16 protein-coding genes are annotated in these 12,826 nt (G+C 51.6%); 10 read left to right on the forward strand and 6 right to left on the reverse strand.

The features are described 5' to 3' along the window. Nucleotides 1–416: 416 nt before the first annotated feature. Entirely contained in the window at nucleotides 417–758 is a 342-nt protein-coding gene (locus ACNKIB_RS10500) for a hypothetical protein (protein WP_417910505.1), read from the reverse strand. Between the two features lie 86 nt (nucleotides 759–844). Between ACNKIB_RS10500 and ACNKIB_RS10505 the strand changes: the two genes are divergently transcribed. The 8 genes from ACNKIB_RS10505 to modA all read left to right on the forward strand — a co-directional run bounded on the left by ACNKIB_RS10505 (nucleotide 845) and on the right by modA (nucleotide 5,222). Next, entirely contained in the window at nucleotides 845–1,069 is a 225-nt protein-coding gene (locus ACNKIB_RS10505; protein ID WP_417910506.1) for a hypothetical protein, read from the forward strand. A 2-nt stretch (nucleotides 1,070–1,071) separates the two neighbouring features. Continuing rightward, a complete protein-coding gene (locus ACNKIB_RS10510; protein WP_417910507.1) occupies nucleotides 1,072–1,290 on the forward strand; it encodes a fibronectin type III domain-containing protein in 219 nt (72 codons plus the stop codon). A gap of 337 nt (nucleotides 1,291–1,627) precedes the next feature. Then, nucleotides 1,628–1,837: a type II toxin-antitoxin system HicB family antitoxin gene (locus tag ACNKIB_RS10515; protein ID WP_417910508.1), complete on the forward strand. Its 210-nt coding sequence runs from the start codon at nucleotides 1,628–1,630 to the stop codon at nucleotides 1,835–1,837. Next, nucleotides 1,827–2,051, forward strand: a complete 225-nt coding sequence (locus tag ACNKIB_RS10520) for a type II toxin-antitoxin system HicA family toxin (RefSeq protein ID WP_417910509.1) — start codon at nucleotides 1,827–1,829, stop codon at nucleotides 2,049–2,051. Before ACNKIB_RS10515 ends, ACNKIB_RS10520 begins: the two co-directional genes overlap by 11 nt. Before the next feature lie 146 nt (nucleotides 2,052–2,197). Then, on the forward strand, nucleotides 2,198–3,091 hold the full coding sequence (gene pstB / locus ACNKIB_RS10525) for a phosphate ABC transporter ATP-binding protein PstB (RefSeq protein ID WP_417910510.1): 894 nt from the start codon (nucleotides 2,198–2,200) through the stop codon (nucleotides 3,089–3,091). Nucleotides 3,092–3,102: 11 nt separating this feature from the next. After that, nucleotides 3,103–3,537 (forward strand): arsenate reductase ArsC, encoded by a 435-nt coding sequence (locus ACNKIB_RS10530; protein ID WP_417910511.1) that lies wholly within the window; start codon nucleotides 3,103–3,105, stop codon nucleotides 3,535–3,537. Nucleotides 3,538–3,570: 33 nt separating this feature from the next. Continuing rightward, nucleotides 3,571–4,227: a phosphate signaling complex protein PhoU gene (gene phoU, locus ACNKIB_RS10535; RefSeq protein ID WP_417910512.1), complete on the forward strand. Its 657-nt coding sequence runs from the start codon at nucleotides 3,571–3,573 to the stop codon at nucleotides 4,225–4,227. 236 nt (nucleotides 4,228–4,463) lie between these two features. Next, a complete protein-coding gene (gene modA, locus ACNKIB_RS10540; RefSeq protein ID WP_417910513.1) occupies nucleotides 4,464–5,222 on the forward strand; it encodes a molybdate ABC transporter substrate-binding protein in 759 nt (252 codons plus the stop codon). Between the two features lie 73 nt (nucleotides 5,223–5,295). Here the strand turns inward: modA and ACNKIB_RS10545 are convergent, their stop codons facing one another. After that, on the reverse strand, nucleotides 5,296–5,997 hold the full coding sequence (locus tag ACNKIB_RS10545) for a DUF3800 domain-containing protein (protein WP_417910514.1): 702 nt from the start codon (nucleotides 5,995–5,997) through the stop codon (nucleotides 5,296–5,298). 155 nt (nucleotides 5,998–6,152) lie between these two features. On the opposite strand from ACNKIB_RS10545, the gene modB reads away from it, so the two are divergent. After that, a complete protein-coding gene (modB, locus tag ACNKIB_RS10550) occupies nucleotides 6,153–6,833 on the forward strand; it encodes a molybdate ABC transporter permease subunit (RefSeq protein WP_417910515.1) in 681 nt (226 codons plus the stop codon). A gap of 4 nt (nucleotides 6,834–6,837) precedes the next feature. Continuing rightward, nucleotides 6,838–7,902 (forward strand): molybdenum ABC transporter ATP-binding protein, encoded by a 1,065-nt coding sequence (gene modC / locus ACNKIB_RS10555; protein WP_417910516.1) that lies wholly within the window; start codon nucleotides 6,838–6,840, stop codon nucleotides 7,900–7,902. 95 nt (nucleotides 7,903–7,997) lie between these two features. On the opposite strand, the gene ACNKIB_RS10560 is transcribed toward modC, so the two are convergent. The 4 genes from ACNKIB_RS10560 to ACNKIB_RS10575 form a co-directional block, all read right to left on the reverse strand. Further along, entirely contained in the window at nucleotides 7,998–8,195 is a 198-nt protein-coding gene (locus tag ACNKIB_RS10560) for a hypothetical protein (protein ID WP_417910517.1), read from the reverse strand. A gap of 145 nt (nucleotides 8,196–8,340) precedes the next feature. Beyond that, nucleotides 8,341–9,741 (reverse strand): substrate-binding domain-containing protein, encoded by a 1,401-nt coding sequence (locus ACNKIB_RS10565; RefSeq protein ID WP_417910518.1) that lies wholly within the window; start codon nucleotides 9,739–9,741, stop codon nucleotides 8,341–8,343. A gap of 438 nt (nucleotides 9,742–10,179) precedes the next feature. Next, complete coding sequence (locus tag ACNKIB_RS10570; protein ID WP_417910519.1) at nucleotides 10,180–11,400, reverse strand: sulfite exporter TauE/SafE family protein; 1,221 nt, start codon at nucleotides 11,398–11,400, stop codon at nucleotides 10,180–10,182. A gap of 205 nt (nucleotides 11,401–11,605) precedes the next feature. Continuing rightward, nucleotides 11,606–12,814, reverse strand: a complete 1,209-nt coding sequence (locus tag ACNKIB_RS10575; RefSeq protein WP_417910520.1) for a sulfite exporter TauE/SafE family protein — start codon at nucleotides 12,812–12,814, stop codon at nucleotides 11,606–11,608. Nucleotides 12,815–12,826: the final 12 nt, after the last annotated feature.

Genomic DNA, 12,826 nt, shown 5'->3' on the forward strand with positions numbered 1-12,826 from the left:
CTGCCGCCTCCTCAAAACTCAAACCTTCACGTTCTTTGATTTCCAATACTTTCCGGCGAAAATCTACTGAATAGGCCATAAGATTCAACTCATAGGATGAAAATGATTGCTTGATCATTTTATATCGCTGCGGCTATATCAACCCATCCTTCTTGTTGCAAGTGAAGCAACAAATTTTACGCACCCCTCCCCGATCACTTGTCAATATTTATTTAAAAAATAAATTATTATCAATAATATCAATGTATCACTCAAGCGTGCATGATTTGCTTTCCATAACTTCTGCTGACGACCGATTAGAGCACTTGTGACGTTAAGTCACAAGCACGATCCACTTTTCCCCTCTTTCCTGTTGACAAAAACCGCCGCGCTTTTTACCATGCCTGTTCAGGCAGTTTCACGCTCATGCCGCGCAGTTATAAAGGCGGGCGCAAATGCCGCACTGCACATTTGCCGCAGCGCGCATCCGGCTTTCCCTGCGGCATCGCACGTTGATAACGTGTCATTTTCAGCTTCCGGCGCGGCGGAGCAAGCATTCCATGAGGCATAGCACGTTTCACTTGCGGCACGGCACGCTTGCAACGTGACGTGTCACGCTTTCCGAGAGGCAAAGCAAGCGTTCCGCGTGACATTTCACGCTTTCCGAGCCTTTCGGCAAACATGCTGCGCGGCATGTCACGCTTGCCGTGAGGCAAAGCAAACGTGCAACGTGGCATTTCAAGCGTGATATGAGGCCCGGAAAGCATGAAATGCGGCATGGCAAGCGTTCCGCGAGGCGTTTGCAGCTGCAAACACGGCGTTTCAACCTGAATAAGTTCCAGAAAAAACAGCGCAGGAGGCAGTCATGGCACGTTTTCCAAAGCGAGAAGCGGACATCAGGACGTTGGTGCAGAACATCATCGCCGGGCTGACCGGCAACCCGGACTTTCCCAATCCGCCGTTCACCCCGGCGCAGCTGCAAGCCTTCTTGGACAACGTGACCGCTCTGGGCTGGGGCGGCAGGGCGGAGCCGACCCCTCTGCAAGTTCCGGGCCAGCCCCGTTCCTTTGAGGCGGGCCGGGCTGGCTGACTTTGGACTGGAAGAAATCCCCGGACGGCGGCAGGGCGGCCTTTTACCGGGTGGAGCGGCGCAAGGCGGCGGGCGGCGAATGGGCAATGGTCGGCACAGCCTTGGAAGCTGAGATCACCCTCAACAGTCAGGAGCGCGGCAAAGAGTGGGAATACCGCGTGATTGCCGTCAACAAGGCGGGCGAAAGCGGGCCGAGCAACACGGTGACAGCGGTGCTGTAAGGGCTGCCCGCGCCCTTTCTTTTCCGCGCAGTTCTCATCCATACGCTTCGTGGCTGCGCCAAGCATCTGTCCGATGTAGGGGCGAAAAATCTTTCGCCCTTATACCCGCACGGCAATGCCAGCAAGGGCAAAAGATTTTTTGCCCCTACGATGGTTGCGGCTGATGCAAGAGGTCTATTCAAACACTCATCGCCGCCTAACTGTTTCCTGACAGAGGCCGGGCAGAATAGGCAGGCGGATTCAGCCGCCGCCTTGAACTGAATCCGTTTCTGTGATAGAGTGTTTTCTTTGCCTGCCCTAAGCGCAGACGCATAACAAGGATGAACAGGAGAAGCATATGGAACTTTCCGCAGTGCTGACCGCTGCCCCTGAAGGCGGCTATGTGGCGTTCAATCCTGAGACGGGCACGACAACGCAGGGCGAGACAGTTGAGGAGGCTCTGGCCAACCTGCGCGAGGCTGCCGAGCTGTATCTTGAAGAATTCCCTGCAATCATAACAACCCGTCCTTTCCTGACCACGTTTGAGGTTGCACCTCATGCCTCCTAAACTGCCGGTTGTGTCAGGCGCAGAGGCAGTCCGGGCCTTTGAGCGGCTGGGATTTTCAGTTGTACGGCAGCGAGGCAGCCACATCATCCTGCGGCGCGGAGCTTCCGGCTGCGTTGTCCCGAACCATCGGGAACTCAAAACCGGCACCTTGGCGGGCATCCTCAAGCAGGCAGGTATTTCAGCGGATGAGTTCATCGCCGCTTTGCATTGCTGAAGCGGCATAGAGGGATCCTTTCTCATTTTTCGGTTTGCCGCTCATCTGCCCATCGTGTAGGGGCGGTTCACTATCCGGCGTTACGCCATCACCGTGCTGCTGCTCAACCTGACGGCGCGTTTTATTATTGTGGGAGGAAAAAAGAAATGACTGCTGCCACGGATGCCGCCGAGCGGCTGCTGCGCCGCGCCGCCGAGGTCGAGGACAGCGAGGATGATGACGACAAGGTGCGGATTGATGCCTTCCTCCATCATTTCCGGGAGGAAGACAAGGAGGACGAGGCGGCTCCGGCCAAAATCTCCGCCCGCAATCTGAATTTCTATTACGGAACGCAGCAGGCACTATTCGAGAACAACCTGGACATCGCCGAGGGCAAGATCACCGCGATCATCGGGCCGTCAGGCTGCGGCAAATCCACGCACATCCGCATCTACAACCGCATCTTCGAGCTGTACGGCAACCAGCGGGCCGAAGGCGAGGTGCTGCTGGACGGCAAGAACCTGCTTGATCCCGGCACTGACCTGATCGAGCTGCGCCGCCGCGTGGGCATGATCTTCCAGAAGCCGACTCCGTTCCCTCTCAGCGTCTTTGAGAATGTCGCCTACGGTCTCCGCCTCCATTTCAAGATGCCCAAGAGCGAGCTGAATGGCCGGGTGGAATCGGCCCTGAAAAAGGCCGCGCTCTTTGAGGAAGTAAAGGACAAGCTCGACAAGCCGGGTGTCGCGCTGTCTGGCGGCCAGCAGCAGCGGCTCTGCATCGCCCGCACCATCGCCTTGGAGCCGGAGCTCCTGCTCATGGACGAGCCGACTTCGGCGATTGATCCGGTCGCCACCCGCAAGGTGGAGGAGCTGGCCGAGTCGCTCAAGGGCAATTTCACCATCGCCATTGTCACGCACAGTATGCAGCAGGCCGCCCGCATCTCCGACTTCACCGCCTTCTTCTACAAAGGCCATATCGTCGAATACGGCTTGACCAGAGAGCTGTTCACCAATCCGAAGCAGAAGCAGACGGAAGATTACATCACAGGCCGTTTCGGCTGATGGAGGAAATCATGGCAGAAAAAAAAGCAGTCCTCTTTGTCTGCATCCACAACTCCGCCCGCAGCCAGATGGCCGAAGCCTTTCTCAAGCAGATGGGCGGCGGACGCTTCGAGGCGGCCAGCGCGGGCATTGAGGCCGGGCGGCTCAATCCGCTCGCGGTCGAGACCATGCAGGAGATCGGCATTGACATCAGCGGCAATGCCGTTACCAATGTCTTTGACTTGCTCCGGCAGGGGAAAACGTTTGACTATGTGATCACGGTCTGCGATGATGCGTCTGGCGAACGCTGCCCGCTGTTTCCCGGCCAGGCCGAGCGGCTGCACTGGCCCTGCGATGATCCGGCCAAGCTGACCGGCAGTCATGCGGAGCAGCTGGAGCGCATCCGGCAGATCAGGGAGCAGCTCAGGCAGCGGGTCGCATGGTTTGTTGAAGAGCGAAAACTATAACATGCCTGCCACGAGCAAGGGAGAGCACACGGCATGATTCTGCATCGGAAAATACAGAAGATCAAGAAACGCCTGCTGGCTATCGGCGCAATCGTCGAGGAGCAGGTTAATCTCGCCATTAAGAGCATTGTCAACCGGGATAAAGACCTGGCGCAGAAGGTTATTGATGGGGATGTGGCCATTGACTTGATGGAGGTGGATCTTGAAGAAGAGTGCCTCAAGGTCTTGGCTCTACATCAACCAATGGCGGTTGATTTACGCATGATCATTGCGGTATTGAAGATCAACAACGACCTGGAGCGCATCGGCGATCTGGCTGTGGATGCCACAGAGCGGGCTATCGTCTTGGTCGAGCAAGAGCCAGTGGAGTTCCCCTTTGATTTTACTTTTATGTCGCAAGCAGTGCTCAAGATGCTCAAGCAGTGCTTAGACGCAGTGGTCAATTTGGACCTGGAGTTAGCTGCAAAGGTCTGCGCCTCAGATGATGCGGTGGATGCCATTCATGCAGAGGTCTATCGTAAAGTCGCTGCGGAGCTGGTTCGACAACCACAGCATGTTTCGCAGCTCCTGACTTACCTGAGCGTGTCGCGTTATTTGGAGCGTATAGCTGATCACACCACGAACATTGCCGAGGATGTCATCTATTTAATCCAGGGCAATATCGTTCGCCATCAGGAACCGCTTTCTTGATCTGAGCAGGAGTTCATCGGCGCAGGATGAACTCCGCTCGCTTCTGTTCAGGGGCAGACTATTTTGTCTGCCTGCCACCTTTTTGTCGCAGTCCCCCTCGTTGGCCTTGATCTTCTGCTGCGTTGAGTCTATTGATAACTCAGCTGCTTGCCTTTCCTCTTTCTCTGGTTTGAGGAACTGGCCCTCATCTTGCATGAGCCAGAGCAGCTCTCTCTTTTCTCCCAAAGGAAACTACTATGAATTGGAAAATCATTCTCTCTGCCGCCCTGCTGCCTCTCTGGCTCGCAACTGCCCTGCAAGCTGAAACCGTCCATCTCTCAGCTGCGGCAAGTCTGACTGAGGCGGTCAAAGAAATCATTGCCTCTTATACAAAGGAACCACAAGCTGAAGCCAGGCAAGTTCTGCCCAACTTTGGTGGCTCTGGAGCTTTAGCCAAGCAAATTGAACAAGGAGCACCCGCAGATATCTTCATTTCTGCCAGTCCTGAATGGACAACATACCTTACTGAAAAACAATTAGCTGCGCAAGGAACAGCAACGATCTTTGCTGGTAACAAATTGGTTTTTGTTGGTGCTCCCAAAGCCGCAGCTGTAAGTTTAGAAAAGCTGGCTGATCTTCAACGCATTGCCATTGGAAATCCAAAGAGTGTTCCTGCTGGGCAATATGCCATGCAAGCAATGGAACGAGCTAGCGTTTATTCTGCATTAGCTCAGGATAAAAAATTAGTTCTTACCGATGATGTCCGGCAAGCTCTGATGTATGCTGATCAAGGGGAAGTGGATGGTGCTTTTGTTTATATGACTGATGCGTTGCTTGCCAAAAACGTCAAGGTGCTCTTTACCGTTGCTGATTCGCTGCACGATGAAATTCAGTACCCCATGCTCATGACCAAGGCAGGGGAGAAGAACGCGGCGGCCAAGGAGTTTTATGCCTATCTGACCGGGGCAAAGGCCAAGGCGATCCTGGAAAAGCACGGGTTTGAGGTGAAAAATTGAAAAAGACAGGGATGGAAGGTCAATCAGTGACTGAGCCATCTGTCTAAATGTGTATAGCAAGTTTTTGATTCTTTCATTGCTTTTTTAACTTTACTTTGCCAGCATCAAATACCCAATCTGAAATATGGACAGAGGCATATTTTGTCTGATCTTTATACGATTTTATATGGTTTACTATTTCCATCCTGCCATCCCCTTTCGGAGACGAAATCAATGACTTAATCGCAACGTCAACGAGCTGGATTAAATCATTCGTTTTTGAGTCAACTGGTTTTAAGCTTTCTACAACTTTTTTGTTGCGATAGTCAGTTTCTGTTTCACGAGCCTTGAATTTGTTGGTGAGTGACCAATAAAGAGAGTTCCAGTAATATGGCTTCATGATAGATTTTTCATCTACGAGTATATCGTATCGCGCATATGGTTTTAATATATTCATCAGGAAACAATAATAACATTTAAAGAATCTTTCATCTTCGTTCGAAGACCAGTTTTTCCAATCCCGATCCTGTTTATCAAATCGCACTATACGCATCGATGCATAACCATCGAGAAAAAATATATCGAGAAATTTTTTGTAAAAATTTATATATTTTTCGTTATTTCCGATATTTTTCCATTTGAACTCATGATGAAAACTCTCTTTATTTCTCAGAGCAATAATTTTATTGCTTAATATTTCTGCTCGACGTTGAGAGCATTCAATGCCACCAATATAAAAAACTGGCGCATGTGTTTCCGATTCATCACAAAAGAGACTTCTACGCTCAATTGCCATAATTTTCAGAAATTTATTTTTGGTGTTTGCCTAAGGCAAGTGATAAAGGCTAATTATCAATTTAATTGACGAAACTACAGTAAACAATTACCCATAAATTGGCAAATATTTTTTTCAGTAACCTGTCGATCCTTATCGCAACAAACGGATAATCCATGCTATTCTTCACCCTCGACGATCTCCTGGCCATTAAGCTCTCTTTACAGACAGCAGCTGCGGCCACATTGCTGGCCCTGCCAGCTGGGTTTGCGATTGCTTATCTTTTAGCGATGACTAATATGCGCGGAAAAGCCCTGCTTGAAGGTCTGGTGAATCTGCCGCTGGTTCTACCGCCGGTGGTGACGGGTTATCTGCTCCTCCTGCTCTTTGGTCGGAAGGGTTGGTTTGGGAAATTGCTGCTGCTCTTTGATGTGCGGATTGTTTTCACGCTGCGTGGGGCGATCATTGCCTCTGCGGTGGTGGGTTTTCCTCTGCTTGTCCGTTCCATTCGCCTTGGTTTGGAGGGGATTGATCGTCAATACGTGCAGGCCGCACGTACTTTGGGCGCAACTTGGTGGGATACGCTTTGCACCATCATTATTCCGCTGTGCAGCCGCGCTGTTCTGGCTGGTATGACGCTAATGTTTGCCCGTAGTATGGGTGAATTTGGCGCGACTGTGATTCTTGCCGGAAATATCCCAGGGGTTACGCAAACCATCCCGCTGGCAATCTATCAATACACGAATAGTCCAGGGGGCGAAAAGCAGGCTTTGGCTCTCTGCATCGTTTCTATTTGTCTCTCCTTTGCCGTTCTCTTAGTTGGTGAGATTGCAAACCGGCATCTCAAGCGGAGTTAAAGGTATGCTGCTCGAAGTTGCTGTGGAAAAACGATTTGAGGCGTTCCAGTTCAAGGCTGATTTTACGCTCAGGTCAGATAAGTGCGGGGTGTTTGGGCCTTCTGGCAGTGGCAAGTCAACCCTGATGCACCTGCTCGCCGGGCTTTTGCAGCCGGATAAAGGCGTTGTCCGGCTCAATGGCCGCGTTTTGTTTGATCAGAAGCAGAAAATTAACCTCCTGCCAGAAGAGCGACAGGTGGGCGTGGTCTTTCAGCACTGTTGTCTCTTCCCTCACCTCAATGTGCGGCAGAATCTGTTCTATGGCAGGAATCGCTTGCCTCGCTTACAGCGCAATATTAGCCCAGACCAGCTCATTCGTGTACTCCAGCTCGATGAGTTGCTCGAGCGCAGCGTTCATCGGCTTTCCGGGGGAGAACGGCAGCGGGTTGCCTTAGGCCGAACAGTCCTGGCTTGCCCGCAGTTAATCCTTCTTGATGAGCCTTTGTCTGGCCTTGATCGGGCTTTGAAGTATCAGATCATACCTTATCTGCGCAACGTCTTTGCCGAGTTCTCCATCCCCCTGCTGTTTATTAGCCACAGCTTGCAGGAATTGCGCCTGATGACGGAGGAGGTGCTCATTATGCGGGATGGACAGGCGGAAAAGACCATGCTGACAGAGGACTTAGCGCGGGTAAACCTGGGCAGCATTGAGCAGGGTTACAGCAACTTGCTCCAGTTGGACAGGCCGCAGGAAATGGGGAATCTGCGGCGTTATCAGTGGGGCAAGGTCTTTTTGATTGGCTTAAACAGCGATGAGCAGACTGCTGGGCAGTTTGTTTTAGGGGCCAGAGACATCCTGTTGTTTAAAAAACACCCTGAGGCCGCCAGCGCACGCAACATGCTGGCCTGCACAGTGCGTCGTCTCTATCAGACTGACTGGCTGGCAGGGGTGGAACTGGATTGTCAGGGCAATACTCTAATCGCGGAGATTGTCCCGCAATCTGTGGAGGAGTTGGAGATCAGCCCTGGCAGTGAGGTGATCGCTGTTTTTAAGGCTTCGGCGTTACGGCGGCTGTATTCGTCGCTTTAGGGAGAAGAGAATGAGCAAGAGTTCTGCCGCCTCGCGTTCTCTGTGCGGCAGAAACTCCTGCATGGAGTCCTAGTCCTGATGTCTTCGCAACAGCGTTAGGCTGTTGCCCGGTTGGCCGTGGTGCGAAGATAGGAGACCCAACACTGCCACGGCAAGATATTTTCGTTGCACACGCTGGGACAGCCAGGGAAATGTTCCTCTTTGACCGGGCAGCGTCCGTACTGCAAGGTACAAATGATCTTTGCCGCTTTCTCTAATGCGCGTTCCAACGCATTTTCATTCCGTTCCGACATGATTTATCCTCCTTTGAAAAGGGGTGCTGCGTGCTTGCTAGCCTTGCGCTTCACCTGTCTGCTATTGAACCAGACCATCATGAGAAATATATTCAGCCAGAATGAAAAATTGATGAGCCTGATCGCGGCTCATCAATTCCTGCCTTTATTTCAGCCACACCTCAACGCGGCGATTCTTCTCCCGACCTAAGGCAGTGCTATTGGATGCAACTGGCATCTCACTGCCAACGCAGAACAGTTCCCGCACCTTGATGCCCCGCGAACTTAGCTCTTCCTTCACCACCTCTGCCCGTTTGCAGGACAGGGCCAGATGTTTTTCATAGCTTTCCTGACTGTCAGGCAGCCCCTGCATCTTGCGATCACCGGAAGAGTCGCCTGCGCTGTCGGAGAATCCAGCGAGCAAGATCTCCTTGTTTCTATTGCTGGCCAGGAAATCCACGATCCTTTCCACATCCCGAACAGCCCTGTTGTCTAAGGCAAGGGCCTCGCCTTGGAAGCGAAAGTTTGCCGAGAGCCGTTTTGCTTCTCGCACCCCAGTCAGATATTTGTAAAGTACCTGGTAATTCTGATTGGTTCCTGGCGCAACTTCTATTTTGTGATCCTCAGCAGAGATAGTCAGATCGACAAACTTGTGCTTCTTGACCAACTCTTGCCCATCTGAAGCCAAAGCGAACTCGATGAAATCTTGAGTATAAGCATTTGCCGGTGCCGCAGGGCTATAGAGATACAGACGACGGCTGACCGGGTAGTCTTCAGTTGCAACGGTAAAAACCGTGGGCCGCACGGCTGGGCCACCATCCGAAATGGCAAGGGCTTTATTGTGCTTGACATAGGGAAGGCCGCAATACCCCACCGCATGAACATCGGTGTTGACCGCATCAGAGAGCTTTTCGTTGGAATCCCACCGCTGGGCTGCGGCATCGAGTTTCTTTTCCCCCAGAATGATACCTTTGAAGGTATCATGCGTTCCTGAATTCTCATCCCGCGCCTGGATGTTGATTGGCGCATTTCCCCAACTCAATTCAGACCAGTTTTTGAGCTTGCCAGAAAAGATGTCGGCAAGTTGCGGAAAGCTCAATTTGCTCACCGCAGCATTGGAGGAGTTGACAATAACTGCCACGCCATCCATTGCGAGCACATGCTCACAGGCACTGCCAGTCATGTCACCCAACCCAGCGAGTTCCTGCGCCTCACTGTCTTTGATCTTTCGAGAAGACATACCAATGTCGCACTGCTTTTCCTTCAGTCCCTTGAAAGCGGTTGAAGAGCCATGCGCCCTGATTTCAATGACCTTGGTCTGCTCCTTATCGGCAAAATGGCCTTCGATATCCATTTCTGTACCCGAGGTGAGATCAAGCTGCTTGACCGATTCCGCACCCAATTTGAGCAGAAAGGCTTTGGCAAGATCGGGCGCGAGCTTCGCCCCAATGGTGTTGGAGCCATGAATGCGTAAGATGGTCTCCTTTGCCAAGCTGTCCTGGCCGCTCATGGCTGTAGTCAAGAATGCAACAAGGACAAGGAGCTGCGCTGTTCCAGTTTTCTTCATACTTTCTCCCTCAAAATGGTTTGTGTTGAACCAACTGGCTTTCAGGGGATTTATTTGAAAGGATGAATGTTCAGAAAATATTAAGCTGTGAAGAGGAATATGTAAGGAGAGAAGGCATGAGTGCTGGCGAATAATTTCGGCTCGGTCAAAGAGGAGTTCTGCCTACTTGAAAAGGAGTGCTACTCGGCAGGAAAGGAGTTGTGCTTACCTGAAAAGGAATTCTGTTAAGCCAAAAAGGAGTTTTGCCGAGTAACAAAGGAGTCTGGCCGACTAGGAAAGGAATTTGGCCGACTAGGAAAGGAGTTGTGCTTGGCAAAACTCCTCTGCTGCCGATTAGAACTCCTTTCTGGCCGAGCCAAACTCCTTGGTAAACGAGCTGCACTCCTCCCTGGCTGATTGGAATTGCAAGGAATTTCAGGGAAGAAGGAAGCGCATCCGTCATCCCATCGGCAACCAGCTCCGGCCAAAGAAGCCTTTGCTGAAATAAGCGATGCCAACATAGGCAGATAAGAAGATGAAGAGGTAGCGCAGCCACTTTTCCGGGATGTATTTCTGCGTTTTCGGGCCGATCATTGCGCCGACAAAGACCCCAAGCATTTCAATGCCCACCAAATCCCAGCTAATAAAGGTGCCTTTGAGCACTGCATGGGTAAAAAGGCTGGCACTCATACTGAGAAGAACAGCCAGGGCTGACGTACCAACCACAATGTACATTGGCAGGCCGATGATGTGGGTCAGAAAGGATACATAGAGGAAGCCACCGCCGACCCCGAGGAAGGCAGAGATTGCGGCGATGAACGCACCGCCGAGTATGGCCAGTAAAGGGTTAAAGGAAAACTCTGCTCCATAAAAGGAAAAGCTGATCTTGCTGAGGCTGGAAGACAGATTGTGCACTCTTTCTGTCGTACCGTGTTCTTTCACCCGCTGATGCAGCTTTTTGCTCATCTCCTCAGTGATCTTTTTCTTGGACAGGCTCTGTTGTGTTGTCCCAGCAAACATCACCCCACCAATGATGAGTACAAGGACACCAAAGTAGCCTTGATATTGGTCAAACTTGAGCTTATCGGCAGTGAAATAGGTGATCAGCATGGCCCCAAAAAGACTGCCCACGCCCAGTGTGACTCCGAGGGGCACCACCAGCCGTTTCATCCGGTAAAAATTCCAGGTAAGGATCAGGGCAGTTAAGCCGACTAAATACTGATTAGAGGCCCGGATAGTGTCAGTGAGTAGGGCGTTCAGTTCAGGATTGGTACTCTTAAAACTACTGGCATAAGCTCCAAGGGCAAAAAGCGTCATGTGCCCAACTCCAGACATGATGCCACCAAATGCTCCCACAGTGGCAAAGATCCAACCTACCCAAATCGCCCAAAAGAACGCGACTACATAGTTTATTTGCGGCGCGCCTGGTATCCCAGCAAAACCTTTCTCCACTTGCGGGTTGATCTGCCCTTTTTCTATACCAATCGGGGTCTTGGCCACGACTTCGCCTAATTTTCCTGGTAGATTCAGCTTGCCAACAAGGGTTGTTGCTTGCGTCTGCGGCTCTAGCTGTTGGCCAGCGTTTTGCTTTTCAGCTGAAAACAGCGGCAGACTGTTCAGCAGAAGCAGCACAGCTGTCAGCAGGATGATCACTGCTCTCCCCTTCCTGTTTTTTTTCACTTTGTTCCTCCTTATTTGATTACATTTGAGCTACATAAGCATGATAACGCCTTGGGCAAGCCGGAGGCGGCGCAAAATATGGTACTGCTGATCTGAGTTGAACGGGCGAGGAGAGGGACTGAGAGGGAGATGCGTTCACCAAAAAGCGGTTGGAGTTCATCTTGCCCAGATGAACTCCTGAATATGGAAGACAAGAGCAAATCTGTCAGCCCATCGGCAACCAACTCTGGCCAAAGAAGCCTTTGCTGAAATAAGCGATGCCCACATAGATAGCCAAGAAGATGAAAAGGATCTTCAACCACTTTTCTGGGATGTACTTCTGCGTCTTCGGGCCGATCATTGAGCCGACAAAGACCCCGAGCATCTCCACACCCACCAAACCCCAGCTAATGAAAGTGCCTTTGATCACCACATGGGTAAAAAGGCTGGAGATCATGCTGAGAAGAACGGCTAAGGCCGACGTACCGGCAACAATATACATCGGCAGGCCGATGATGTCAGTCAGGAAAGGCACATAAAGGAAGCCACCGCCCACACCGAGGAAGGCAGAGATCGCCGCGATGATCACACCGCCCAGCATGGCCAGCAGCGGATTGAAGGAAAACTCTGCCCCATAGAAGGAAAAGCTAATTTCGCTGATACTGGAAGACAGCATTTTTATTCCTTCAGTCTCACCTTTCTCCTTCATCAGCTTCTGTAGCTTCTTGCTGGTCTCATCAGTGGCTTTCTTTTTGGAACGACTCGCTTCGCTAGTGCTATAGAGCATAATCGCACCGATTACCAGGACAAGAATGCCGAAGTAGCCCTGATATTGGTCAAACTTCAGCTTGTCGGCAGTGAAATAGGTGATCAGCATGGCCCCAGCAAGACTGCCTAAGCCCAGCGTGGCTCCTAGGGGCACGACCAGCCGTTTTATCTTAAAGAAATTCCAGGTGGAGATCAAGGCAGCCAAGCCGACTAAATACTGATTGGAAGCCCGGATGGTGTCTGTGAGCAGTTTGTTCAGCTCAGGATTCGTTCCTTTAAAGCTACCTGCATAGGCCCCAAGAGCAAAGAGGGTCATATGGCCCACTCCAGCCATAATCCCGCCAAAAGCTCCCACAGTGGCGAAGATCCAGCCTACCCAAACTGCCCAAAAGAACGCGACCACGTAATTGATTTGCGGCGCGCCTGGTATCCCGGCAAAGCCTTTCTCTGCCTGCGGGTTGATCTGGCCTTTCTCCGTGCCGGTCGGAGTTTTAGCGACGATTTCGCCTAATTTTCCTGGCAGATCTGTCTTGCCAACCGTTGCTGTTGCTTGCGTCTGCTGGGCAGGCACCTGGTTCTCCGCAGAAAACAACGGTGGGTTGTTCAGCAGTATCAGAACGGTTGCCAGTAGGATGATAACCTCTCTCCCCTTCATTGTTTTTCTCACTTTCTCTCTCCT

The sequence above is a fragment of the Candidatus Electronema sp. PJ genome (assembly GCF_048287395.1).
GTDB lineage: Bacteria > Desulfobacterota > Desulfobulbia > Desulfobulbales > Desulfobulbaceae > Electronema.